Annotated in this window: 23 protein-coding genes; 10 read left to right on the top strand and 13 right to left on the bottom strand. The window is 65.5% G+C overall.

Annotated elements, in window-relative coordinates; translation table 11 throughout:
- Nucleotides 1–114: 114 nt before the first annotated feature.
- Together NLM32_RS03350 and NLM32_RS03345 are read right to left on the bottom strand one after the other, a co-directional pair.
- Nucleotides 115–393, bottom strand: a complete 279-nt coding sequence (locus tag NLM32_RS03350; protein ID WP_254127864.1) for a DUF1488 domain-containing protein — start codon at nt 391–393, stop codon at nt 115–117.
- 240 nt (nt 394–633) lie between these two features.
- Entirely contained in the window at nt 634–930 is a 297-nt protein-coding gene (locus tag NLM32_RS03345) for a hypothetical protein (protein WP_254127863.1), read from the bottom strand.
- A gap of 422 nt (nt 931–1352) precedes the next feature.
- Here NLM32_RS03345 and NLM32_RS45700 point away from each other — a divergent pair, with 422 nt between their 5' ends.
- From NLM32_RS45700 to NLM32_RS03335, 3 genes are all read left to right on the top strand, one after another.
- Nucleotides 1353–1487 carry a hypothetical protein gene (locus tag NLM32_RS45700; protein ID WP_256560985.1) on the top strand — a complete coding sequence of 45 codons (135 nt, stop codon included), beginning with the start codon at nt 1353–1355 and terminating at the stop codon, nt 1485–1487.
- A 224-nt stretch (nt 1488–1711) separates the two neighbouring features.
- Nucleotides 1712–3094: a DUF2235 domain-containing protein gene (locus NLM32_RS03340; protein ID WP_254127862.1), complete on the top strand. Its 1383-nt coding sequence runs from the start codon at nt 1712–1714 to the stop codon at nt 3092–3094.
- A 235-nt stretch (nt 3095–3329) separates the two neighbouring features.
- A complete protein-coding gene (locus NLM32_RS03335) occupies nt 3330–3575 on the top strand; it encodes a PilZ domain-containing protein (protein ID WP_187437594.1) in 246 nt (81 codons plus the stop codon).
- 46 nt (nt 3576–3621) lie between these two features.
- Here the strand turns inward: NLM32_RS03335 and NLM32_RS03330 are convergent, their stop codons facing one another.
- From NLM32_RS03330 to cobS, 6 genes are all read right to left on the bottom strand, one after another.
- Nucleotides 3622–4029: a hypothetical protein gene (locus tag NLM32_RS03330; protein WP_254127861.1), complete on the bottom strand. Its 408-nt coding sequence runs from the start codon at nt 4027–4029 to the stop codon at nt 3622–3624.
- A gap of 131 nt (nt 4030–4160) precedes the next feature.
- Complete coding sequence (locus NLM32_RS03325) at nt 4161–5273, bottom strand: NADH:flavin oxidoreductase/NADH oxidase (RefSeq protein WP_254127860.1); 1113 nt, start codon at nt 5271–5273, stop codon at nt 4161–4163.
- Nucleotides 5274–5588: 315 nt separating this feature from the next.
- Complete coding sequence (locus NLM32_RS03320) at nt 5589–6284, bottom strand: hypothetical protein (protein ID WP_254127859.1); 696 nt, start codon at nt 6282–6284, stop codon at nt 5589–5591.
- 103 nt (nt 6285–6387) lie between these two features.
- Nucleotides 6388–7458, bottom strand: coding sequence for an esterase-like activity of phytase family protein (locus NLM32_RS03315; protein WP_254127858.1), 1071 nt, complete (start codon nt 7456–7458; stop codon nt 6388–6390).
- Nucleotides 7455–9359: a cobaltochelatase subunit CobT gene (gene cobT / locus NLM32_RS03310; protein ID WP_254127857.1), complete on the bottom strand. Its 1905-nt coding sequence runs from the start codon at nt 9357–9359 to the stop codon at nt 7455–7457. The genes NLM32_RS03315 and cobT overlap by 4 nt, the downstream gene beginning before the upstream one ends.
- 143 nt (nt 9360–9502) lie before the next feature.
- Nucleotides 9503–10501, bottom strand: coding sequence for a cobaltochelatase subunit CobS (gene cobS / locus NLM32_RS03305; RefSeq protein ID WP_254127856.1), 999 nt, complete (start codon nt 10499–10501; stop codon nt 9503–9505).
- Between the two features lie 297 nt (nt 10502–10798).
- On the opposite strand from cobS, the gene NLM32_RS03300 reads away from it, so the two are divergent.
- Nucleotides 10799–11458: a VTT domain-containing protein gene (locus NLM32_RS03300; RefSeq protein WP_254127855.1), complete on the top strand. Its 660-nt coding sequence runs from the start codon at nt 10799–10801 to the stop codon at nt 11456–11458.
- A gap of 198 nt (nt 11459–11656) precedes the next feature.
- Here the strand turns inward: NLM32_RS03300 and NLM32_RS03295 are convergent, their stop codons facing one another.
- Nucleotides 11657–12871: a citrate synthase family protein gene (locus NLM32_RS03295; protein ID WP_254127854.1), complete on the bottom strand. Its 1215-nt coding sequence runs from the start codon at nt 12869–12871 to the stop codon at nt 11657–11659.
- Between the two features lie 80 nt (nt 12872–12951).
- Between NLM32_RS03295 and NLM32_RS03290 the strand changes: the two genes are divergently transcribed.
- On the top strand, nt 12952–14046 hold the full coding sequence (locus tag NLM32_RS03290; protein ID WP_254127853.1) for a citrate synthase/methylcitrate synthase: 1095 nt from the start codon (nt 12952–12954) through the stop codon (nt 14044–14046).
- Nucleotides 14047–14265: 219 nt separating this feature from the next.
- Here the strand turns inward: NLM32_RS03290 and NLM32_RS03285 are convergent, their stop codons facing one another.
- On the bottom strand, nt 14266–14904 hold the full coding sequence (locus NLM32_RS03285; RefSeq protein ID WP_254127852.1) for a J domain-containing protein: 639 nt from the start codon (nt 14902–14904) through the stop codon (nt 14266–14268).
- A gap of 105 nt (nt 14905–15009) precedes the next feature.
- Between NLM32_RS03285 and NLM32_RS03280 the strand changes: the two genes are divergently transcribed.
- The gene (locus NLM32_RS03280; RefSeq protein WP_375143517.1) at nt 15010–15279 is read left to right on the top strand and encodes a BolA family protein; all 270 of its coding nucleotides are present in this window, start codon (nt 15010–15012) and stop codon (nt 15277–15279) included.
- Between the two features lie 151 nt (nt 15280–15430).
- On the opposite strand, the gene NLM32_RS03275 is transcribed toward NLM32_RS03280, so the two are convergent.
- From NLM32_RS03275 to NLM32_RS03265, 3 genes are read right to left on the bottom strand one after another with little or no spacing between them, the layout of a single operon-like run.
- Nucleotides 15431–16735, bottom strand: a complete 1305-nt coding sequence (locus NLM32_RS03275; protein ID WP_254127850.1) for an HlyC/CorC family transporter — start codon at nt 16733–16735, stop codon at nt 15431–15433.
- 42 nt (nt 16736–16777) lie between these two features.
- Nucleotides 16778–17926, bottom strand: coding sequence for a 3-dehydroquinate synthase (aroB, locus tag NLM32_RS03270; RefSeq protein ID WP_254127849.1), 1149 nt, complete (start codon nt 17924–17926; stop codon nt 16778–16780).
- Entirely contained in the window at nt 17923–18534 is a 612-nt protein-coding gene (locus NLM32_RS03265) for a shikimate kinase (protein WP_254135194.1), read from the bottom strand. Before NLM32_RS03265 ends, aroB begins: the two co-directional genes overlap by 4 nt.
- A gap of 170 nt (nt 18535–18704) precedes the next feature.
- Here NLM32_RS03265 and NLM32_RS03260 point away from each other — a divergent pair, with 170 nt between their 5' ends.
- The 4 genes from NLM32_RS03260 to NLM32_RS03245 all read left to right on the top strand — a co-directional run bounded on the left by NLM32_RS03260 (nt 18705) and on the right by NLM32_RS03245 (nt 22955).
- On the top strand, nt 18705–18851 hold the full coding sequence (locus NLM32_RS03260) for a histidine kinase (protein ID WP_254127848.1): 147 nt from the start codon (nt 18705–18707) through the stop codon (nt 18849–18851).
- A 17-nt stretch (nt 18852–18868) separates the two neighbouring features.
- A complete protein-coding gene (gene xerD, locus NLM32_RS03255; RefSeq protein WP_254127847.1) occupies nt 18869–19846 on the top strand; it encodes a site-specific tyrosine recombinase XerD in 978 nt (325 codons plus the stop codon).
- A gap of 189 nt (nt 19847–20035) precedes the next feature.
- Nucleotides 20036–20998, top strand: coding sequence for an acetyl-CoA carboxylase carboxyltransferase subunit alpha (locus NLM32_RS03250; RefSeq protein ID WP_254127846.1), 963 nt, complete (start codon nt 20036–20038; stop codon nt 20996–20998).
- A gap of 442 nt (nt 20999–21440) precedes the next feature.
- On the top strand, nt 21441–22955 hold the full coding sequence (locus NLM32_RS03245) for a L,D-transpeptidase family protein (RefSeq protein ID WP_254127845.1): 1515 nt from the start codon (nt 21441–21443) through the stop codon (nt 22953–22955).
- Nucleotides 22956–23017: the final 62 nt, after the last annotated feature.

The raw sequence follows: 23017 nt of genomic DNA, 5'->3' as shown, positions 1-23017 counted from the left end.
ACAGATGGTTAATGTCAACAACCGATGCTGCCACGGGGCATCATGCCGGCGTGCCAGGTCACCTTAGACAAGGTCACCTTCGACAAGGCCACCTTCGACAAGGTAGCCCTCCCCCTACCCCCGAAAATCAATGCTCCGCAGCACGATCCCCGGGGGCGTGCCCTCGAACTCGGTCGCGCGGTACTTGCTCGCCGCGCGCGCTTCGATGCGGTCGCGGAGGCGGGTGAACTGGGCTTCGCGCTGCTCGGGGCGGGTCTGCGGGCCGCGTTCGAGGGTATCCATGGCGGAGGTCGAGATCGCGCAGGGGACTTCCTTCGCGCCGTCCTGCATCGAGAACTGGACGATGCCGCGGTCCTGTTCGTGGCCGATGAAACGGCCGCTGGTGAGGGTCATGGCTTACTCCTGTTACGCAAGGTGCTTCGCGGCGCGATGACCGCTAGACGTCGTCCTGGCCTTGGTGCGCAATTGCGCACAGGCGCCAGGACCCATTACCCCGGTCAGCTCTATTGAAGCACGCTGTGGCACAAGCCTGCGTAACAACTCGCTTCGGTGGCTATGGGTCCTGTCGTTCGCCAGGACGACAAATTTATTCCGCGCGCGGGCCGTGATTACCGCAGGCGGCCCACGGCTTCCTCAGCTATCCCCGCCAAGTCTCGCAAAGTCGTCGAACAGCGCGGCGACCAGCGCGCGGTGGCGGGTGTCCTCGACGGGGAGGCTTGCGGCATAGAGGTTGAGCAGATGGCGCGCCTTGACCGCGGCCTCGGGCCACGACATCGCCGGCACCGTCAGCATGCGGCTTTCGAGCTCGGCCTCGCGCTCGCGCAGCTCCCTTACATGGGTCTCGACCTCCGCCAGCGCGCGGCGCAGATCGGTCGCCTTCTGCGCGGCCATGCCGCGGTGCTTGTCGAGATCAACCGGATGGTCGGTCATCGGCGACACGCGCGACGCCGAAACGGATACCTGGATGTGACGATGTCACGCCGCGAGCGGATGGTCATGCGCGCCTGCCTTTCGCAAAGAGCGGGCCCAACCGACGCCTGCCGGCTGCGACCATGCGCCCGTTGCACGGCAATAGCCAGCACTATCGCCGCCGCGCGCGTGCATCGCGGTCGCAGGCAACAGCGCTCGCGCGCGACGGTTTTAGTCCTCGCTATCGGGGAGGTGCAGGCGTAGGCTCGATCGCGTCAGCGCCACTCACGCAATGGTCGTTAGTCCATATCGCGCTGCATCTTCCGCGTCTCGTGCGCGCGGCGCTTCGTTGGCTGACACTCATCGCGCACGTTATTTGGTCGCGGCTCGCGCATACGGCAGCGCCAATCTTGCGAATTCGAACCCCGGAGGAGACGGACGTCATGCCCAAGGGACAGCAACGCAGCAATCGCGAAGTCAAGAAGCCGAAGAAGGACAAGATCAAGGCGATCGCCGCGGCGCCAAGCCGCAAGGACGCGGCGTGGCAGCCGGAGATCGGTCAGGGGAAGAAGAAGTAGGTCTTTCGCCTCTCCCCGCGTGCGGGGAGAGGCCGGGATTTGCGCAGCAAATTCCGGGTGAGGGGGACTCTCCGCGAGTCCAACTCTCACCTCCCTCGCGGAGCCTCCCCCTCACCCCAACCCTCTCCCCGCAAGCGGGGCGAGGGAGCACGCCGCCCTCGTCTCCTCGCCGTCGCGCTTTTCCGGTATACTCGCCCCGGTAGCATCACCCGGAGGCGCATCCCGTGGACCACGCGCACGAACCCGAGCCGAAAAACCTCGTCATCTGCTGTGACGGCACCGGCAACGAGATCTCGGAGAACATCTCCAACGTCCTGAAGCTCTATCGCTGCCTGCGCAAGACCGACAGGACACATCCGCGGCAGATGGTGTTTTACGACCCCGGGGTCGGCACGGTGACGGAGCCGTCGACCTGGAACAGGTGGAAGGCCAACATCAAGCTGGTGCTGGGGCTCGCCACCGGCTACGGGCTCGATGACAACGTGCTCAATGCCTATTGCTTCCTGGTCGAGCATTATGCGCCCGGCGACCGCATCTACCTGTTCGGTTTTTCGCGCGGCGCTTACACGGTTCGCGTGCTGGCGGGGCTGATCCACAAGGTCGGGCTGATCTCGCCGGAGCAGGCGAACCTCGCAGGAAGCGGCCTCGTCGCCTACAAGCAATATTCCGGGACCGGGCACGGCAACGACATCGAGGACCTCAAGAACATCGCGGTCGACGACGAGGGGCCGCTGCCGAAGGACGCATTCGACCTCGCCGCGCAGTTCGCGCGCATCACCTCGACGCGCTGGCCGACCATCCATTTCATCGGCGTCTGGGACACGGTGGCGAGCGTGATCGTGCCGCGGCGCGACGTGTTCTTCCTCGTGTTCAGCCTGGAGGAGCTCGCCTTCACGCTGCGCAATCCGAGCGTCAACATCTTCCGCCAGGCCATCGCCATCGACGAGCGGCGCTGCATGTTCCGCCTGAAAGCGTACGAGGAGCCGCAGGAATACTGGAGCAACCGCTACGTCCCCGACGAGAAGAAGGAGCCGCAGGACATTTTGCAGGTGTGGTTCGCCGGCGTGCATTGCGACGTCGGCGGCGGCTATCCGGAGGCCGAGAGCGCGGAGTCGAAATATCCGCTGATCTGGATGATCGAAGAGGCGGCGAAGGCCGGGCTGAACTTCAACCCGCGCACCGTGAACCAGCTCGCCTGGGGCATCCAGCGCAAAAACTCGCCGTTCAGCTATGTCGGGCCCGCGTACACCGGCAAAGCGGGCATGCTGCACAATTCGATGAGCGCCGCCTGGCGCGTGCTGGAGTATTTGCCGAAGAGCGCGAAGTACAAGGAATGGCCGGAGCGGAAGGTGTTTTTCGGCTTCTACATCCCGGATTGCGAACCGCGCGTCATTCCCGAAGGCGCGCATGTGCATGAGAGCGTGTTGAAGCGGATGGCGGTGGAGCCGGATTATCGGCCGGTGAATATGCCGAAGGATTTCGTGACGGTGCCGATGCCGGTGGCGCCGGGGGGCGAGGTCGCGGAGGCGGAGGCACTGCCACCCTCCCCTGGAGGGGGAGGGTCGGCTCACATTGAGCGCAGCGAAATGGGAGACGGGGTGGGGTGACAGCCTCTCCGCGACGAACAGTGCCCGAGTGGAGAGATCACCCCACCCCGCTCGCGCTGCGCGCGATCCACCCTCCCCCTCCAGGGGAGGGTGGGCATCCCGCTACCGCCACTTTCCTCAATCGCCGCTACTTTTCATTAAAATTCTCCGCCCGACCTTAGCTTCATCGCATCAACTGCTCCTCCACACTCGGAACCTGCCACCGCGCTGTCCGCGGTATTGGAGGAGAGTGCCAATGCATCCGCGCCGACATGCCCGTGTGAAGCCGTCGGGCCTGGTGTCCCGCCAGGCCAAGATCATCACCGACCCGCGCGCGCCCATCATCGTCTGTACGCTGGTGGACTATTCGCCGGGCGGCGCCTGCATCGATCTCGGCGGGCAGGTGAAGATTCCCGATCGGTTCGAGCTGCTGCATGTGAACACCAAGAAGCGCTGCCGGATCGCATGGAAGCGTGGCACGCGGGTGGGTGTGGTGTTTTAGGAGAGAGCTGTTCGCTTACCCTCCCCTGGAGGGAAAGGTAAGAAAGCTACACCCGCATCCGCGCTTTCGCGCCCGCGACGATCTGCATCGCGACGCCGGCGATCCAGCCCAGCAGCACCAGCCAGCTCAACGCGCCCTCCGCCTCCAGGCGCAGCACGATGACGGCGACCGACGCGAGCGCTGCGAGCGTGGCGCAGAGGGTACCGGCCGAGCTCAGGAATTCCGCAGCGTCGATGTGGCTGTGCGCCTCGTCGAAGGGCAGTTGCGGCGTGTCGATGCCGAGATAGAAACCGACCGCGCCGAGCAGCATCATCAACAGCAGAAAGCCCTGCGTGGTGAGCGAAGCGATCGCCGATCCGACATAGGCGCCGACGAACAGCCCGCACGCCGCGCCGGCCATCGCGAGGCCCACGCGCTCGAGAAAGTGCGCAGTCTTGCGAACACGAAACCGCATGGCCGGCCTCCGTGATGCCCCGAACGGACGGAGGTTAGGCCAGTTTTGCGACCGACGGAAGGTGAGGAGAGTTACGGATGCGTGAGGTGGGGGGTGATGTGGCGCGGCCTTCGCGCCACACATGCGGCCCCTTACCGCGCTCCGAACGTGGTCTTGCCGAACAGCGCCTTCTGCGTCGAGGGCTGCGAGCGCCAGTATTGCGGCGGGGCCTCGACTTCGCCGCCGATCTCGGCCGCGGCGTGCCAGCCCCAGCGGGGGTCGTAGAGCATGCCGCGGGCGAGCGCGACCATGTCGGCCTTGCCGGACGCCACGATGTCTTCCGCGTGCTTGCCTTCGGTGATCAGGCCGACCGCGATGGTCGGCAAGCCCGTCTCGCGCTTGATGGCGTCGGCGAACTGCACCTGATAGCCGGGGCCGAGCGTGATCTTCTGCTGCGGCGAAACGCCGCCGGAGGAGGCATCGATCCAGTCGACGCCGCGCGCCTTCAGCGCCCTGGCAAATTCGATGGTCTGCGCCAGATCCCAGCCGCCCTCGACCCAATCGGTCGACGACACCCGCATGCCGACCGGTTTTTCGCGCGGGAATACGGCCCGGACAGCATCGTAGATCTCGAGCGGGAAGCGCATGCGGTTCTCGAGCGAGCCGCCATATTCGTCGGTGCGCTTGTTCGAGATCGGCGACAGGAATTGATGCATGAGATAGCCGTGCGCGCCGTGCAGCTCGATCGCGTCGATACCGATGCGCTCCGCGCGCTTCGCACTGTCGACGAAGGCCTCGCGGATACGCTTCAGGCCGGCCGCATCGAGCGCCACGGGGGCGGCCTCGCCCTCCTTGTGCGGCAGCGCCGACGGCGCCACCGTCTGCCAGCCGCCTTCACTGAGCGGAATGAGCTGGCCGCCGTCCCAGGGACGCGCGCTCGACGCTTTGCGGCCCGCATGCGCGAGCTGCATCGCGATCGCCGTGCTCGAATGCTTCCGCACGGAGGCGAGGATCTGCTTCAGCGCGGCCTCGGAGGCGTCGCTGTAGAGCCCGAGGCAGCCCGGCGTGATGCGGCCGATCGCCTCGACATGAGTGGCCTCGATGCAGAACATCGCCGCGCCCGACAGCGCGAGATTGTTGATGTGGGTGAAATGCCAATCGGTGGGAACGCCGTCTTCGGCCGAATACTGGCACATCGGCGACACCACCAGACGGTTCTTCAAGGTCAGGCCGCGCAGCTTGATCGGGGAAAACAGGGCGCTCATGCGGGGGATCCGGGGATGGAGGGCGATCGGGGCGGATAAAAGCAATTGCATGAAGTGTAGTGGGGGATGCGCGGATTGCGAGGTGCGCGGGGGACATGGCCGCGGGCGGGGCCATGCATTACGCAGCGGGTTTGGCGTGAGGTAGCGCGTAAAATTCCGCTGTCGTCCCGGCGAAGGCCGGGACCCATAACCCCAGGGAGAGGTTTGGCGAAGATTCGCGGCTCGGTACTTCTACCGCTCGTGATCGACAGATCACGCGGTATGGGTCCCGGCCTTCGCCGGGACGACGGCGGAGAATGTGGCGACTAGCGCCCCTTACGGCAATTCCTCGAACTTCCCCGGCTGCGGCTTGCCCATGCGGATCTTGCCGTCGGGCAAGAGCTCGCCATCGGCCTCCGCCGAGAACTGGATCGTATTGCCGCCGCCGTCGCGCTTCGAGGCCTTGCCGAGCGGACCGAGCTTGTCGGCGAGCGCGGTGTCCTCAGTGACGAACACGCGATAGTCGGTGAGGTGGAAGCGGCGCGGCGCGAGCCAGGTCAGTGCCGGCACGGAGCTGCGCATGTCGAGATCCTTGGCGTTATCAGCGCTGATGCCGGTGGCGTCGCGAAATAAGTCCGGACCGTCGAGCAGTTTTGCGCGTGCGCCGTCGACGGCGTAGACGTTCAGCGTGACGATGTGGCGCTCGCTGCGGAACGACACCACGACGGTCCGCGACTCCGCCGACCACGCCGCGTGGAAGGCGTCCGGCGCAGAGTCGAGGATGTTGTCGTCGGTGACGTTGTCCAGCGTCATCAGCTTGCGATGGCCGGGCTCCGCCATCAGCGAGAGGCGGAAATTCTCCGAGCCGGCATCGCCCTCGCCATGCGCCGCAACCGACAGCTTCCCGTTCGGCGCCTTGCCGCCGAGGATGATGGCGTATTCGCCCTTGCCGTATTTGTGCTCGGCCGTGGCCAGCGCAGGCGATGCGGCGAAGGCGAGAAGAAGGGCGATGACGGCGCGGCGGTGGGGCATGTGAATTTGTCGCAGGACTGCGTGCGGCGTTCAAGCCCGCCGGCGCTCCGCCGCGGCGCGATTGCGAACGGCGGTTCGTGCCTTACTGCGCTCCGGCTCGCGTTCACTCCGCCAGCGTGAACTGCAACAGCAACGTGCGCTGGAGCAGCGAGAAATTGTCGTCCGACACCATCGTCAGCACGGTCTCGCCCTCGGCCGTGACGTGGGCGTCGATGCCTTCCATGTTGTCGATCTCGTGGCCGAGATCGGCCTCGAACAGCACGGGGCCGTCGACCACTGCGCCCGGCGCGATCGACTTCAGTTGTAGCGAGCGGATGCGGATGTTGATGCCGGTGAACCAGGAGAATTTGCGCTCGAGAATCAGCAGCGCTCCTGACGGCAGCAGCACGGCGTCGCTGATGAACTGCTTGTCGGTGCGCCTGATGCTGAACTGGCCGGGCGACGGGCCGCCGATCAAAAAGCCGATCAAATTGCCGTCGGCATCGAAGCCGCCTTCCGACATCGCGATCAGCGTGCCCGCGAGCGGCTGCCCCTTCATGTCCTTCGGCACGAACACCAGCGCCTCGAGCCCCTTGTTGTAGGGCAGCTTGCGTAACCCCGGCGGTGTCGGCACCACCTCGCCGCGGGCGCGGGTGCCGCCCTTGGCGAAATCGAAGCGCATGATCTGGTTGACGCGTTCGAGGCCGACATAGACGAGGTTGCCATCGCGCGCGAGCGACTCGGTGTCGTACCAGAGCCGCTTCTCCGTGATCGGCCGCCCCTCGGCGTTGAGCATCGGCGCGGCCTCGACGTCGTCGAGCCCGATCATCCTGCTGCCGGAATAGCGGATGCTGCCGGTGAACCAGGTGCCTTGATCCGACAGCGCAAGAAACCGCGCGCCCTTGTCATCGAGGAAGCGGAAGCCGGACAGGCCGCCAAAGCCGCGATGCGGCGAGGTCAAAACCAGCCCGCTGCGATAGACGAGCTGACCGAACCGCGTGCGCACGCGGTCGCGCGGCTCGAAATTCGGGATCGGCCGCGCATTGACCTCGATGCCGGCAGGCTCGGTGACGGCGTGCTCGGGCTGCGCCGGCTTAGGCGTGGCCTGCGCTTGTGCGAGCCGGGAAAGAGCGAGAGTTGAAAATCCCGCCGCCGCGTGGCCGAGAAAGAGGCGGCGGGATTGCTTGTTGCTCACGAATGCAGTTTGCGTCGCGGGCGATTGGCCGGTTGCGTGGGCGCGGTGTTGGTCTCGCTGAAGAGTTCGGCGAGTTTTTCGGTGATGGCGCCGCCGAGCTCTTCGGCGTCCACGATCGTCACCGCGCGGCGATAGTAGCGCGTCACGTCATGGCCGATGCCGATCGCGATCAGCTCGACCGGCGAGCGGGTCTCGATCTCCTCGATGATGTGGCGCAGGTGCCGCTCGAGATAGTTGCCGGGATTGACCGACAGCGTGGAATCGTCGACCGGCGCACCGTCGGAGATCATCATCAGGATCTTGCGCTGCTCGGGCCGGCCGAGCAGGCGCTTGTGCGCCCAGTCGAGAGCCTCGCCGTCGATGTTCTCCTTCAGCAGGCCCTCGCGCATCATCAGGCCAAGGTTTTTTCGCGCACGGCGCCACGGGGCGTCGGCCGACTTGTAGATGATGTGGCGGAGATCGTTGAGGCGGCCGGGATTGGCCGGCTTGCCGGCGGCCAGCCACGCCTCGCGCGATTGCCCGCCCTTCCAGGCGCGCGTGGTGAAGCCCAAAATCTCGACCTTGACGCCGCAACGCTCCAGCGTGCGCGCGAGAATGTCGGCGCAGGTCGCCGCCACCGTGATCGGGCGGCCGCGCATCGAGCCGGAATTGTCGAGCAGCAGCGTCACCACGGTGTCGCGGAACGTCGCCTCCTTCTCGTGCATGAAGGACAGCGGATGATGGGGATCGGTCACGACGCGCGACAGGCGCGCGGGATCGAGGATGCCCTCTTCGAGATCGAACTCCCAGGCGCGGTTCTGCTGCGCCATCAAGCGCCTCTGCAGGCGGTTGGCGAGACGGGCGACGATGCCCTGCAGATGCGCGAGCTGCTTGTCGAGATAGGCGCGCAGGCGCTCCAGCTCGTCATGGTCGCAGAGATCTTCGGCCGCGATGACCTCGTCGAACTTGGGCGCGAAGGCGTGATATTCCGGCCCGCGCGGCTCGTTCTTGCCGTGCGCGTTCGGACGCGTCGCCTCGCCCGGCGTCTCGTCGTCGCCGAGTTCGCCGTCGTCGAGCGTATCCGAGGTCGAGGCCTGCGCGCTTTCCATCGCGCTGTCGCTCATCTCTTCCGACGACGCCTGCGCCTGGTCGGCGCTCATCTCCTGCGCGGCATCGGAATCGGGCGAGCCCTCGGCGCCGGACTGATCGTTGTCGCCGTCCTGGTTCTCGTCGTTGTCGTCATTGTCTTCGCTGTCGGCGCTGCGCTCGTCGCCGAGCTCGAGCGCAGTCAGCAGATCATGCACGGCGTCACCGAACCTGGTCTGGTCCTCGACGAGGTTATCGAGCCGATCGAGCCGCTTGCCGATCTTGTCTTCGAGAATCGGACGCCAGAGATCGACCATCTTCTTGGCGGCCGTCGGCGGCGCCATGCCGGTCAGGCGCTCGCGCACCAGCATTGCCAGCGCATCGGCCAGCGGCGCATCGGCGCGGTCGGTGATCTCGTCGAACTTGCCGCGGTGAAAATGATCGTCGAGCATCGCGGTGAGATTCTTGGCAACGCCGGCCATGCGGCGCGCGCCGATCGCCTCGACACGGGCCTGCTCGACCGCCTCGAACACGCCGCGCGCTTGCGGATTGCCGGGCATCAGCTTGCGATGCAGCTTGGCGTCGTGACAGGCGATCTTGAGCGCGATGGAGTCGGCGTGGCCCCGTACGATCGCGGCATCGCGCTTGGTCATTTTTCGCGCCGGCTCGGGTAGCCGCGCCTTGCCGGGCGCGAGGCCCGGGCGCTCGGCCGCGAAGCTCACGTCGAGCTCGGGCGCCTTCGCGATCGCCTTCAGGCAGGACGCCACCGAGCGCTTGAACGGCTCGGTCGGGGCTTCCTTGCTGTTGCGGAATTTGGAGTTGGAGGGCGTGCTCATCTCGATCTCACCGTCGTCCCCACGAAGGCGGGGACCCATAGCCACCGACGGTTGGTGCGTCAGGGAAAACTATCAGCGTCGCGTCATCGAGAGACCTCGCGGCATGGGTCCCGGCCTTCGCCGGACCCATGCCACGAGAGTGATCAGGACAGCGCCACGTTGACTGCCGATTCCGGCAGCTCCGCATTGAAGCAGCGCTGGTAGAACTCGGCGACCAGCGGACGTTCGAGCTCGTCGCACTTGTTGAGGAAGGTGACGCGGAACGCAAAGCCGATATCGCCGAAAATGTCGGCGTTCTCGGCCCAGGTGATCACCGTGCGCGGGCTCATCACCGTCGACAGATCGCCATTGGCGAAGGCGTTACGGGTGAGATCGGCGAGGCGGACCATCTTGTTGACGATGTCGCGGCCTTCCTGGGTGCGATAGTGCTTGGCCTTCGCCAGCACGATCTCCACTTCCTCGTCGTGGCTGAGGTAGTTGAGCGTGGTGACGATCGACCAACGGTCCATCTGGCCCTGGTTGATCTGCTGAGTGCCGTGATAGAGGCCCGAGGTGTCGCCGAGGCCGACCGTGTTGGCGGTCGCAAACAGGCGGAACGACGGATGCGGCTTGATCACCTTGTTCTGATCGAGCAGCGTCAGGCGGCCGGAGACTTCCAGCACGCGCTGAATCACGAACATCACGTCCGGACGGCCGGCGTCGTATTCGTCGAACACCAGCGCGACGTTGTTCTGCAGTGCCCACGGCAAGATGCCGTCACGGAATTCGGTGACCTGCTTGCCGTCGCGGACCACGATTGAGTCCTTGCCGACGAGATCGATACGGCTGATGTGGCTGTCGAGGTTGACGCGCACGCAGGGCCAGTTCAGGCGGGCGGCGACCTGCTCGATATGGGTGGATTTACCGGTACCGTGATAGCCGGTCACCATCACGCGGCGGTTGCGGGCGAAGCCGGCGAGAATGGCAAGCGTGGTGGCGCGGTCGAAGCGGTAGTCGGAATCGACTTCGGGCACGTGAGGATCGACTTCGGAATAGGCCGGCACTTCGAGATCGCTGTCGATCCCGAACACCTGGCGCACCGACACCTTCATGTCGGGCAAACCGGAAACTTCCTCAACTTTGGACAGGGCGGCGGTCGTCATCAATCCTCCGAGGCCCCGGGCGGTCCCGAGACCAGTTATTTGCACGTTGGCTGCGGCTGGGTGCGTCTGCGAACGTATCAGAGACAACGTGCCGGCAGAAGCCCATGCACCAATCAAAGTTCCGTTGTCTTTTCATTTAGATAGGCAAGGAACGCGATTTTTGGAAGGCTGCCCTGCAAATCCCGCCCAAATTTCGCGCCGGATAGGCGCCCTGCCCAGGCAAATGGCACTTTCATCGCCCCACCCTAGTTATGTAAGGGTCTGAACCCGAATGCCCCAGCCCGCTACAGAGACCTCGTGACGTCGTTCCTTGACCCCCTGATATCGTTCGTCTCAGTCCATGCGTGGCTGGCCTACCTGACCCTGTTCCTGGCGGCGCTTCTCGAGGCGGTCCCGGTGGTGGGGTCGGTGATTCCGGGCTCGACCATCATCCTGGCGCTGAGCGCCCTGGTTCCCGGCGGCGACCTGAAACTGCAATGGGTCTTGCTCGCGGCCGCCGTGGGCGCCGTGATCGGCGACGGCTCGGCCTACTTGATCGGCCATCGGCGGCAGCGCGAAATTCTCAACACCTGGCCGCTGACGAACTATCCGCGCGTGGTCGAGGAGAGCGAGACCTTCTTCCACCGCTTCGGCACCTGGGCCGTGTTCTTCGCGCGCTTCGTGCCGCCGATCCGCGCCTTCGTGCCCGTGACGGCCGGCGCGCTCGGCATGGCGCCCGCGAAATTCTATGCGGTCAACATTCCGGCGATCCTGGTCTGGGCCCCGGCCCATGTGCTGCCGGGCGTGCTGGCGGTGTCGGCCTTCCACCAATATTTCGGGGTGCCGCACGAGGGGCATCCGTTCAAGCATCTCTGGATTTTGACTGTGGTGGCAGTCGCGATCGTGGCGGGCATAGCAATCTGGATCTATCGCCGGCGGCAGAACGGCGTCGTCGCGGCGGTGAAGCCGCGGGCGTAGTGCTTACCCTCCCCTGGAGGGGTCCGAGACGAGCGTAGCTCGCTCGTGGGTCGCTACACATGAAGCGAAGCGCAATGTGTAGCGGGGTGGGGTGACGGTCTCTCGTCATCGAAATCTGCCCGTGTTGAGAGATCACCCCACCCCGCTCGCGCTGCGCGCGATCGACCCTCCCCCTCCAGGGGAGGGTGACAGCGTGGCCTATCCCCCCATCCTCCGCCCCGGAGCCGGTCCCACATACCTTGCCCGCGGCCGGATCAGCTTTCCGAACTGCAATTGCTCGCTCGCATGCGCGATCCAGCCGACGCTGCGGGCCATCGCGAACAGGGCGAGCTCGCTGCCCGCGGGTAAGCGCAGCGCGTGGACGAGCACGGCGAGGACGTAGTCGATATTGACGAACTCTCCGGTCGCCTCCGCAATCCGCTCAGGCACCTCTTTGGTGAATTTGCGCGGCGCGCCGGCACGGGCCAGCGCGTTCAGCAGCGATTGCGCGCGGGGATCGCCGCGCTTGTAGACGCCGTGGCCGAAGCCCGGAAAACGCTCGCCGAGCGCGACGCGCTCGCGCACCATCGGCTCGACGTCGCGGTCGACCAGCGTCTTGACCAGTTGCGAGGCCAGCACGCCGGCGCCGCCGTGTTTCGGGCCTTTCAGCGCGGCGAGGCCGGCGATGACGGCATCGTAGAGATTGAGTCCCGTCGACGCCGCGCAGCGCGCGGTGAAGGTCGAGGCGTTCAATTCGTGATCGGCGAGCAGCACCAGCGCGCGGCGGATGAGGTCGGGCGCATGCTTGTTGTCGCCCGCCCAGATACGCGCGATCTGCTGATGCAGCGGCTCCGATGACGGTTCGGAATTCAGCATCGTGGCAACGAGCAGCCGGACGATGCGCGCGCCGACCATCGCGCGGCCATCGGGCGCGCGGGTGAAAGCGCGCGAATCGGCGCTGGCCGCGAGCGCGAGCACCGCGATGGCGCGATCGATCGGGGCGGCGCGGCGCGCGGCGTCCGCAATCGCACGCATCTCGTCGGACATCTTCGGCTGATTGTCCGGCGCGAACGGATCGACGTCGGAGACGTCCCAGAGCAGCGTTGCGGTGTGCTCCAGCGTGTCGTTCTCGGCGAGAACGATGCAGTTGACGCCGCGGTAGATCGCGCCCTCCTCTGTGATGGTCGAGATCTCCGTGTCCATGACCGGCAGGTCGGCATCGAAGCTGCGCAGGCCGCGCGGCTCCGGCGACGGCACCCGGCGCTCCTTCAGGGCACGGACGTCCTCGGCACGATAGCGGTTCTTGCGCGAATCCGGGGTCGGCTCGGAGCGGATCAGGCCACGGCTGACATAGGCGTAGAGCGTGGCCGGCGAGATCGCGAGCTCCGCCGCGGCTTCCCGGGCAGAGAGATAGAGACCTTCAGAATTTTTCATATTGATTGATGTAATCAAGATTGATCAATCTGTCGAGAGGTCCGATTTTCTCCTGGTGCAGTGCAAAAGGAGATTGGGCCATGAACATCCACCTCACCAAAAGCCAGATCGGGCTGGACGGCGTTCCCGCGGCCGAAACCGTGCTGAGCCATGTCGACGGCGAACGCGGCGAGTTGATCATCGCCGGCGAGCATGTCGGTACCCTCGCCGCCAAATCGAGCTTTGAGGGCGTCACCGCCCGGCTCTGGAACGGCGCAAGCAAGACCACCCTGACCGAAGCCAATGTCCGGGCGAGCCTGGGTGCGGCGCGCGAGCGCGCTTTCGCACGGCTCACTGAGCTGCTGCCGGCAACCCAGGGCATGGGCATCATCGACGGGTTTCGTGCGGCGGTCGCGAGCCTGCGCGCCGAACACGGGCTGGAGCACGAAGCAACCATCGTCGGCGCGTTTCCGGTGATCGCGGGCGCGCTGGTCCGGCGCGCGAAAGGGCTCGATCCCATCGCGCCCGATCCGAACGTGAGCCATGCCGCCGATACGCTGCGCATGCTGCATGGGCGCGCGCCCGCATCACGCGAGGTCACGGCGTTAGATGCCTATCTCGTCACCGCCAGCGACCACGGCATGAACGCCTCGACCTTCGCCGCGCGCGTGGTGGCCTCGACGCAGGCCGATCTGTTCGCGGCCGTCACCGCCGGCTATTGCGCACTGACGGGTCCGCTGCATGGCGGCGCGCCGGAGCCGGTGCTGGAAATGCTCGATGCGATCGGCTCGCGCGAACGCATCCAGCCCTGGGTCGATGCGGCGCTGGCGCGCGGCGAGCGGATGATGGGCTTTGGTCACCGCGTCTATCGCGTGCGCGATCCGCGCGCCGACGTGCTCAAGACCGCGGTCGAGGCGCTCGCGACCAACGGCACCGACCTGCCGTTTGCCGGCGAGGTCGAGGCCTATATCCGCGCAGCGCTGCGCAAGAAGAATCCGGAGCGGCCGCTGGAGACCAATGTCGAGTTCTTCACCGCGATCCTGCTCGATGCGCTGGCGATCCCGAGGCAGGCGTTCACGCCGATCTTCGCGGTGGCACGTAGCGCCGGGTGGACCGCGCACGCGCGCGAGCAGCAGCGGACGGGACGGCTGATCCGGCCGAGTTCGTCGTATGTGGGGGCGATGCCGGAGGGGTGAGGCGGCGGCATGCGAATGAAATGCGACGGCAGAGCCAAACACTCCGCCGTCGTCCCTGCGAAGGCAGGGACCCATACCGCGTGATCTATCGATGAAATGACGGCGTCAGTACCGACGAAGACTTCGCTGCGAGTCTTCGCCAAACCTCTCCCTGGGGTTATGGGTCCCGGATCTGCGCTTCGCTTGTCCGGGACGACAGGGAGTATGAGGCAAGAGGCCTTACGCCTCCCGCACCACGGTCTTCAGATAATTATACGCCTTGATGATCTCGATCAGGCGATCCTCGGTGGAGCGGTCGCCGCCATTGGCGTCGGGGTGGTGCTGCTTCACCAGGGCCTTGTACTTGGTCTTGACGTCGGCGAGCGTTGAATCCGGGCCGAGGCCCATGACCTGGAGCGCCTTGCGCTCGGCGTTCATCACCTTGCGCGTCTCGGCCTTGGGCTGGGCGGTCTCTGGACCCTTGCGCCAGCCGGTACGACCGTTGAGCTCCTGGAACATGCTGAACGGATCGAAGGCACCGTCGATCTCGGCTTCCGCGCCCTTCTTGACGCCGCCATTGGCGCCCATCTTCCAGGTCGGACGATGGCCCGTCAGCGCATCTTTCTGATAGCGCGCGACGGCATCGGCATTCATGCCAGAGAAGAAATTGTAGTTCTGATTGTACTCGCGGACGTGGTCCAGGCAGAAGTGCCAGTACTCGCGCTGGTTATCACGGCCCTTCGGCGCGCGGTGCGCGCCCTTGTTCTGACACCCGGTCCATTCACAGGCGACCACTGTGTCGCGCGGCTTCACCTCGGGCTGCTTGCCCCGCGGCTTCACGCGGATGGAGTCGAAGAACTTTGATGAATCGATTGGCATGGCTGACTTTGACTACGCAATGCAAAAACCTTCAAGTCTTGACATTGCAATTAGCTGGCTACCCCGGCAATTGACGGAGCGTGATCGCAGGATTTAATGGCACCCATGGTTATGAAAGACACTATCAGCAACAAGTTGCAGGAAGCTTTCACGCCGGAAAGCCTGCAGGTCGTCGACGAGTCACATTTGCATGAAGGCCATTCCGGCCATCGGCCGAGCGGCGAGACGCACTTCCGCGTTTATATCGTGTCTCAGGCCTTCAAAGGGAAGAGCCGGGTCGACCGTCACCGCATGATAAATGCGGCGCTGGCCGCGGAACTTTCCGGCAGCGTGCATGCGCTGGCCATCCATGCGCAGGCCCCGGGGGAAAATTAGCCGCTGTCATGCCCCGCGAAGGCGGGGCATCCAGTACGCCGCGGCGGATGTGGTGAGAGCAAGCTCACCAACGCCGTCCTCTGGGATACTGGATCGCCCGCTCCAGTGCGCAAGTGCGCACAAGGCGGGCGATGACACCGGTTGTGACGGGCTAAAACGACGTCCCGGCCCGCTTTGGCCTGGCCTCTTCCATCTCCGCCTCGCGCGGGACCGGTGAAATACGGAGTGCGGTGATGCGGTTGCGTTCGCGGCGAAGGACGCGGAAGCGGAAGCCGTGGAAAGTAAAGCTCTGGCCGCGGTCGGGGATCGAGCGCGCCTCGTGAATGACGAGGCCGGCAACCGTGGTTGCCTCTCCATCGGGCAGGCGCCAGTCCATGGCGCGGTTGAGGTCACGGATCGGCACCGAGCCGTCGACCACGACGGAGCCATCCGGCTGCGCCCGCACGCCGGCGACCACGACGTCGTGCTCGTCGGAGATGTCACCGACGATCTCTTCCAGAATGTCTTCCAGCGTCACAAGGCCTTCAACTTCGCCGTACTCGTCGACGACGAGCGCGAAATGGGTTTTCCGGCGCCGGAATGCCTTCAACTGCTCGGACACGGGCCGCATCTCCGGCACGAACCAGGGGGGCAGCGCGATTGTGGAGACGTCGATGCGCGAGGTGTCGCCGTCGGAGGCGCGGATCGCGCGCAGGAGATCCTTGGCGTGGAGCACGCCGATGATGTTTTCGGGCTTCTCGCGCCACAGCGGGATGCGGGTGTATTCGGTCGCCAGCACCTCGCGCACCAGATCTTCCGGCGGCAGATCGGCGTTGATCATCATCATCTCGGTGCGATGGATCATGACGTCGGAGACCTGGAGCTCGCGCAAATCGAGCAGGCCGCCGAGCATGTCGCGGTCCTGCTTCTCGACCTTGCCCTCATGGTGCAAGAGGTCGACGGCGCCGCGCAGGCGCTCGGTCGGCGACAGGATCGCCTGGTGCTCGCCGGCGAGGCCGAACAGGCGCATCAACACGCGCACGATGACCTCGACCACCCGCAGCAGCGGCCCCAGCACGTACATGGTCAGCCGCATCGGGCGCGCGACCGCGAGCGCCATCCGGTCCGGCGCGTTGATGGCGATGGTCTTGGGCAGAACCTCCGCGAAGATCACGACCAGCGCCGTCATCACGCCGGTGGCATAGAGCACGCCGACATCGCCGAACCAGGCGGTGAAGATGGAGGTCGCCAGCGCCGAAGCGCTGATATTGGCGATGTTGTTGCCGAGCAGCAGCGCGCCGATCAGGCGCTCGCGCATGTCGAGCAGTTGCGAGACCACGTCGGCGTCGTGATTACCCTGCTTGGAGAGCCGCAGCATGCTGGCGCGCGAGGCGCCGGTCAGCGCGGTCTCGCTCGCGGCGAAGAAGCCGGACACGAGCAGGCAGATAATGACGATGGTGAAGCCGAGCCAGTCCATGAACCACTCTGGTTTCTTGTCTAAGTGCCGTTGAGCCGCGTCTCACGCCTTGAGAGCGAGCTTGTCCTTGAGGAAGTCGCGCACCGGCGTCGGCTCGACATCCTTGGCGATGACGGCACGTCCCACGGCCTCCAGCAGGATGAAGGTGAGCTTGCCGCGCTTGACCTTCTTGTCCTGGGCCATCAGCGCCATCAGCGCGTCGGCGTCCGCCAGGCCTTCCTGCGCGAAACCCGCAATGTCCTGCAGGCGCGTCGGCAGGCCGGCTTCGATGAGATGCCGCTCGACGCGCGCTGCATCAGCCTCGCCGATCATGCCGAGCTTCGCCGAGAATTGCGCCGCCAGGGTCATGCCGATCGAAACGCCCTCGCCGTGGAACAGGCGATCGGAGAAACCGGTCGCGGCTTCCAGCGCGTGACCAAAGGTGTGGCCGAGATTGAGCAGCGCGCGCTCGCCGGTCTCGCGCTCGTCGCGCGAGACGACGCCGGCTTTGGCGCGGCAGGAGGTCGCGATCGCGTGCTCACGGGCGGAGCCGCCCTTGAAGATGTCCGAATGGTTCTTCTCCAACCAGGTGAAGAAGGCCTCGTCGCCGAGCACGCCGTATTTGGCGACCTCGGCATAGCCGGCGCGGAATTGCCGCGGCGACAGCGTGTCGAGCACGGCGGTGTCGGCAATCACCAGCACCGGCTGGTGGAAGGCGCCGAGCAGATTCTTGCCCTGCGGCGAGTTGATGCCGGTCTTGCCGCCGACGGAGGAATCGACCTGCGCCAGCAGCGAGGTCGGCACCTGCACGAAATCGACGCCGCGGCGCAGGATCGCGGCGGCAAAGCCGGCGAGATCGCCGACCACGCCGCCACCGAGCGCGATGACGAGATCGTTGCGCTCGATTTTTGCCGCGATCAGGGCCTCGCTGACCTTTTCCAGGCCGGCATAGGTCTTGGAGATCTCGCCTTCCTCGACGACGATTCGCGAGGTCGGAATGCCGGCGGCGGCGAGCGAGGCTTCGGTCGGCTCGAGCCAGTATTTAGCGACGGTGCGGTCGGTGACAACAGCGGTGCGCACGCCGGGACGCAGAGCGGCGATCCGCTCGCCGAGCGAAGACAGCACGCCGCGACCGATGACGATGTCGTAGGCGCGGTCACCGAGCGCGACATCGACATTGACGGGGTCGGAATGCTTGAGGGGCGCAGTCATCGAACGGCACTCGCGAGGTCGGCTGGTGGTTGGCCGCAGAGATACCCATGCAGCGTCTCGATCGTCTCATCGACGATCCTGTCGTGCGGCACATCGCGCGAGGCGATGGTGAGGTCGGCCTTGCCATAGAACGGCTCGCGCTCGGTGAGCAGGCGCGTCACGGTTCCTTCGGGATCGGGGGTCTGCAGCAGAGGACGGTCGGCGCGGCGGCGGACACGGCGCATAATGACGTCGTGGTCGGCCCTGAGCCAGATCGAGATCGCCTTCGCTGCGATGCGGCTCCGCGTCTCCTCGCGCATGAAGGCGCCGCCGCCGGTCGCCAGCACCACAGGGCCGCCGTCGAGCAGGCGCGCGATCACCCGCGCCTCGCCGTCGCGGAAATGCGGCTCGCCATGGCGCTCGAAAATCTCCGGTATGGTCATGCCGGCCGCCGCCTCGATCTCGGTGTCGGCGTCGACGAAGGGCAGCTTGAGCCGCGCGGCCATGCGGCGGCCGATGGTCGATTTGCCGACCCCCATCATGCCGACCAGCACGATGGAACGCGCGCCCAACGCCGACAGGATGTCGGTCTCGGGGCTCGCTTGTGCTGGCAGCGCGGCGTCGGACATCATCTCGCTCGATTGGATCTCGCTCAAACTGCCGCCAAAGGCGGCATCCTAGCCACCTATACGACCCCCTCGGGGCCCTCGCCAGAGGACTCTTGCCACGAAACGGCGAACATGTTGGATGATTTCATTGGTTAATTTGCAAACCTGAGACCTCGCCGAGACCTTTTCCGATGCCCAGCCTGTTCCGCTTCCTGACGGTCGTCGCCGTGATCGCCGGCATCGTCTATGGCGTGGTGTTCACGCTGGCCAACTTCGTCAATCCGAAGCCGCGGGAAATGACGGTGACGATCCCGCCGGATAAATTTCTCAAGAAATAGCAGCTAGCCTCCGGGGCATGCGCAAATCCTCCGCCAGCAAGCCCTCCGACGCCAAGCTCACCGGCCTGTTCCTCGACATGCTCGCGGCGGAACAGGGCGCCGGCCCCAATACGCTCGATGCCTATCGCCGCGACCTCACCGATTTCTCCGAATTCCTCGGCCGCGTCGGCCACGGCTTTGTGGACGCACAGACGCAGGTCCTGCGCGATTATCTCGGCGATCTCGACGCGCGCGGCTTCAAATCCTCCAGCGTCGCGCGACGGCTGTCGGCGATGCGGCATCTCTACCGGTTTCTCCTCAACGAGCGCATCCGAACCGAGGATCCCGCCGCGATCCTCTCCGGGCCCAAGCGCGGTCGCGGCCTGCCAAAGGTGCTGTCGATATCAGATGTCGACCGCATGCTTCGCCGCGCCAAGGAGATGAGCGAGGCGGCGGACGCCTCGCCGTCGCAGCGGCTGCGCGCTTTGCGGCTCTATTGTCTGCTCGAGGTGCTCTACGCCACGGGCCTGCGCGTCTCCGAGCTGGTGTCGCTGCCGCGCACGGCCGCCAAGCGCGACGCCCGCATGATCGTGGTGCGCGGCAAGGGCGACAAGGAACGGCTGGTGCCGCTCAACGAAGCCTCACGGCAGGCGATGGCCGATTATCTGTCGGCAACGGAAGCTGCCAAGGAAAACAAAAAGGGCGAGAAGGGCAGCATCGTCACCGCGAAATGGCTGTTTCCCTCCTTCGGCGAGAGCGGACATCTGACGCGGCAGCATTTTGCCCGCGACCTCAAGGAGCTCGCGGTGGCCTCGGGGCTGCAGGCCCGGCTGGTCTCCCCGCACGTGCTGCGCCATGCGTTCGCCAGTCACCTTCTGCACAACGGCGCCGACCTGCGGATCGTGCAAACCCTGCTCGGCCACACCGACATCTCGACCACCCAGATCTATACCCATGTGGTCGAGGAGCGGCTGAAGAGCCTCGTGCGCGACCTGCACCCGCTGGCGGAGAAGTAGAGGCCCACCGTGCGGCGGCAGCCGAAACCGCCTTGACTTCGGCCACATCTCCGCAGAAAGAGCCGTGGCCTTGTTCGTGATTTGGCGCGCTCCCGGGAGTGCACAGGTCAAGCCTTTGAAGAAGCTACACTTCTTTACGAGAAGCCAACCTCGCTTCGCCTCTTCGCCCCGTCCTCCTATATTGAGTTGATGCCAGACCAGATGCGCAGCTATCTCGACTTCGAAAAGCCCGTTGCCGAGCTCGACTCCAAGGTCGATGAGCTCAGGACGTTGGCTGCCTCCGGCACCGACATCGCCGAGGAAATCGGCCGGATCGAGGACAAGGCGGCGCAGGCGCTGGCCGACCTCTATCAGAACCTGACGCCGTGGCAGAAGACGCTGGTGGCGCGGCATCCGCAGCGGCCGCATTTCAACGACTTCATCAAGGGCCTGATCACCGAATTCACCCCGCTCGCCGGCGACCGCAAGTTCGGCGAGGACGAGGCGCTGGTCGCGGGCTTCGGCCGCTTCCGCGGCGAAGCGATCTGCGTGATGGGCCAGGAAAAGGGCGATTCCACCGAGAGCCGCATCAAGCACAACTTCGGCATGGCGAGGCCGGAAGGTTACCGCAAGTGCGTGCGGCTCATGGAGATGGCCGAGCGGTTCGGGCTGCCGGTGCTGTCGCTTGCCGATTCCGCCGGCGCCTATCCCGGCATCGGCGCCGAGGAGCGCGGCCAGGCCGAGGCGATCGCACGCTCGACCGATGCCTGTATGGCGCTGACCGTGCCGAACGTCGCCATCATCACCGGCGAGGGCATGTCGGGTGGCGCCATCGCCATCACCACCGCCAACAAGGTGCTGATGCTGGAGCACGCGATCTACAGCGTGATCTCGCCGGAAGCCGCCTCCTCCATCCTCTGGCGCGATGGCAGCAAGGCGCAGGAAGCCGCCAACAACATGAAGATCACCGCCCAGGACATGCTGCGCTTCGGGGTGATCGACGCGATCCTGAAGGAGCCGGTCGGCGGCGCCCACCGCGACCCCGCCGCCATGATCGCCACCACCGGCGATGCCATCGCCAAGGCTTTTGACGAGATGCGCGGCCTGGACGGCGACGCCATCCGCAAGCAGCGCCGGCAGAAATTCCTCGATATCGGTAGGAAACTGGGCTGATTCGGACGGATTCTCGTGTCCCGGACGCGGTGCGGCACGAAGTGACGCTCCGCAGAGCCGGGACCCAGCAGCTTCTTGGGCCCCGGCTCTGCGTCGCACCGCTGCGCGCTGCGCCGCGTCCGGGGCACGAGAGAACGCCCCGGTAACCCCGTATTAACCCTTTTTTTGCCCAAATCGGCGATCTCTGTGGCAGCTTGGCTGCCAAGCCCAATTGAGTCCCAAGTTACGGCCCAGTTTAAGTCTCTGTTGACCACGCCGTCTCGCCAACGGGCTCGTGATCCCCGGTCGGGTTGCGACCCTGAGGTGCGGAGGTTAGAATTTTAATCAATGGCTTCAGGGCATAAGCGCTGGGGCTTGGTCTGAACAAAGTCCGGACATCCGGTCAGGCCATGCTCCAAAATCGGGGTTCGCGCTGCTTGCCCGGCACGTTGTGGGGTCCATCTTGAATTCTCGTTCGCTTGCTCGTGCGCTTTTGGCTTCGGTCGCGCTTGCCGCCAGCATTGTGCTGGCCGGCTGCGACACCGACCAGGTCTCGCTCGCGACCAACGCCAAGGCCAACCAGCCGGTCTCGCCAAAGCTCGTCGCCGCGATGGGCGAGAAGGACATGGATCTGCAGTCGCCGATCCTGATCCGCCTGTTCAAGTCGGAGGCCGAGCTCGAGATCTGGAAGCAGACCCGCTCCGGCCAGTTCGCGCTTCTGAAGACCTATCCGATCTGCCGCTGGTCCGGCGATCTCGGCCCGAAGGTGCGCGAAGGCGACCGCCAGGCGCCGGAAGGATTCTACTCGATCAATCCGAGCCAGATGAATCCACAGTCGGCCTATTACCTCTCGTTCAACACCGGCTTCCCCAACGCGTTCGACAAGGCGCTCGGCCGCACCGGCTCGCAGCTGATGGTGCACGGCGATTGCTCGTCGCGCGGCTGCTACGCGATGACGGACGAGCAGATCGCGGAGATCTATTCGCTCGGCCGTGAGTCCTTCTTCGGCGGCCAGAAGGCGTTCCAGTTCCAGGCCTATCCGTTCAAGATGACGCCGGTGAACATGGCCAAGCACCGCAACAATCCGAACATGGCCTTCTGGAAGATGATCAAGGAAGGCTATGATCATTTCGAGGTGACGCGGCAGGAGCCGAAGGTCGACTTCTGCGAGAAGAAGTACGTGTTCGACGCGGCACGCGCACCCGACGCCAAGCGCGATCCCGTGTTCGACGCCTCCGCCAAGTGCCCGGCCTATATCGTCCCCGAGGACATCGCCGGCGCCGTGCGCGAGAAGGAGCAGCGCGACGAGGCCGAATACAACAAGCTCGTCGCCAAGGGCACGCCGGTGGCGCGCATGAACACCGGCATCGACGGCGGCATGAACAAGGTCTTTGCCGCGAAGATTCCGGAAGGCTCGACCGGCCTGTCGGAAGGCGCCGAAGGCAATACGCTGCAGATGCTGGCGATGTCGAAGGCGCCGGGCACGATCCCCGGCACCGTCAATCCGCCGAAGCCGAATCTCGAGCCGGCCGCAGCCGCGCCGCAGGAAGAGCCGGTCGTCGCCGTCAGCGCACCCGCGACCAACACCCGCGTCGCCTCGGCCGAGAAATCCGGCGGCTTCTTCTCCAATCTCGGCCGCAAGATGGGCCTGGGTGCCGCCGACACGACGGCAACCACGCCGCCGCCGCAAGCAACCGCATCGGTGGCCCCGGCGCCCGCAGCGCCGAGCACGGCCTCCAAATTGAAGGCCGCCGTGACGAGGTTCGTGCCCGGTCACGACAAGTCGAAGGACGCACTGGCTGTTGCCGCGAAGCCTGCCGAGCCCGCGAAGCCCGCCGAGACAAAAGTCGTCGCCGCAACGCGGCCGGCGCTAAAACCGTCGGTGAACGGTAGCACGGGTGACGGCGCGCAGATGGCCGGCGCAGCGCCGGTGGTGTCGTCGAACTCGTTCGACAGCCGGTTTGGCGCGGTGAAGTAAGCGGGCTTTCCACGCTCTCGTTCCGGCCTCACCCAATCGACAATCTCTCACCGTCACCCTGA

The sequence above is a fragment of the Bradyrhizobium sp. CCGUVB14 genome (assembly GCF_024199935.1).
Taxonomy (GTDB): Bacteria; Pseudomonadota; Alphaproteobacteria; order Rhizobiales; family Xanthobacteraceae; genus Bradyrhizobium.
Note: the sequence above shows the minus strand (reverse complement) of the source record. Positions and strands in the feature narration are given on the sequence as shown.

What these genes read in the sequence shown, in the direction of transcription:
- NLM32_RS03350 (WP_254127864.1), bottom strand. Translation starts at nt 393, where the DNA reads ATGACCCTCACCAGCGGCCGTTTCATCGGCCACGAACAGGACCGCGGC.
- NLM32_RS03345 (WP_254127863.1), bottom strand. Translation starts at nt 930, where the DNA reads ATGACCGACCATCCGGTTGATCTCGACAAGCACCGCGGCATGGCCGCG.
- NLM32_RS45700 (WP_256560985.1), top strand. Translation starts at nt 1,353, where the DNA reads ATGCCCAAGGGACAGCAACGCAGCAATCGCGAAGTCAAGAAGCCGAAG.
- NLM32_RS03335 (WP_187437594.1), top strand. Translation starts at nt 3,330, where the DNA reads ATGCATCCGCGCCGACATGCCCGTGTGAAGCCGTCGGGCCTGGTGTCC.
- NLM32_RS03330 (WP_254127861.1), bottom strand. Translation starts at nt 4,029, where the DNA reads ATGCGGTTTCGTGTTCGCAAGACTGCGCACTTTCTCGAGCGCGTGGGC.
- NLM32_RS03325 (WP_254127860.1), bottom strand. Translation starts at nt 5,273, where the DNA reads ATGAGCGCCCTGTTTTCCCCGATCAAGCTGCGCGGCCTGACCTTGAAG.
- NLM32_RS03320 (WP_254127859.1), bottom strand. Translation starts at nt 6,284, where the DNA reads ATGCCCCACCGCCGCGCCGTCATCGCCCTTCTTCTCGCCTTCGCCGCA.
- cobT (WP_254127857.1), bottom strand. Translation starts at nt 9,359, where the DNA reads ATGAGCACGCCCTCCAACTCCAAATTCCGCAACAGCAAGGAAGCCCCG.
- cobS (WP_254127856.1), bottom strand. Translation starts at nt 10,501, where the DNA reads ATGACGACCGCCGCCCTGTCCAAAGTTGAGGAAGTTTCCGGTTTGCCC.
- NLM32_RS03295 (WP_254127854.1), bottom strand. Translation starts at nt 12,871, where the DNA reads ATGAAAAATTCTGAAGGTCTCTATCTCTCTGCCCGGGAAGCCGCGGCG.
- NLM32_RS03290 (WP_254127853.1), top strand. Translation starts at nt 12,952, where the DNA reads ATGAACATCCACCTCACCAAAAGCCAGATCGGGCTGGACGGCGTTCCC.
- NLM32_RS03285 (WP_254127852.1), bottom strand. Translation starts at nt 14,904, where the DNA reads ATGCCAATCGATTCATCAAAGTTCTTCGACTCCATCCGCGTGAAGCCG.
- NLM32_RS03280 (WP_375143517.1), top strand. Translation starts at nt 15,010, where the DNA reads ATGGTTATGAAAGACACTATCAGCAACAAGTTGCAGGAAGCTTTCACG.
- NLM32_RS03275 (WP_254127850.1), bottom strand. Translation starts at nt 16,735, where the DNA reads ATGGACTGGCTCGGCTTCACCATCGTCATTATCTGCCTGCTCGTGTCC.
- aroB (WP_254127849.1), bottom strand. Translation starts at nt 17,926, where the DNA reads ATGACTGCGCCCCTCAAGCATTCCGACCCCGTCAATGTCGATGTCGCG.
- NLM32_RS03265 (WP_254135194.1), bottom strand. Translation starts at nt 18,534, where the DNA reads ATGTCCGACGCCGCGCTGCCAGCACAAGCGAGCCCCGAGACCGACATC.
- NLM32_RS03260 (WP_254127848.1), top strand. Translation starts at nt 18,705, where the DNA reads ATGCCCAGCCTGTTCCGCTTCCTGACGGTCGTCGCCGTGATCGCCGGC.
- xerD (WP_254127847.1), top strand. Translation starts at nt 18,869, where the DNA reads ATGCGCAAATCCTCCGCCAGCAAGCCCTCCGACGCCAAGCTCACCGGC.
- NLM32_RS03250 (WP_254127846.1), top strand. Translation starts at nt 20,036, where the DNA reads ATGCCAGACCAGATGCGCAGCTATCTCGACTTCGAAAAGCCCGTTGCC.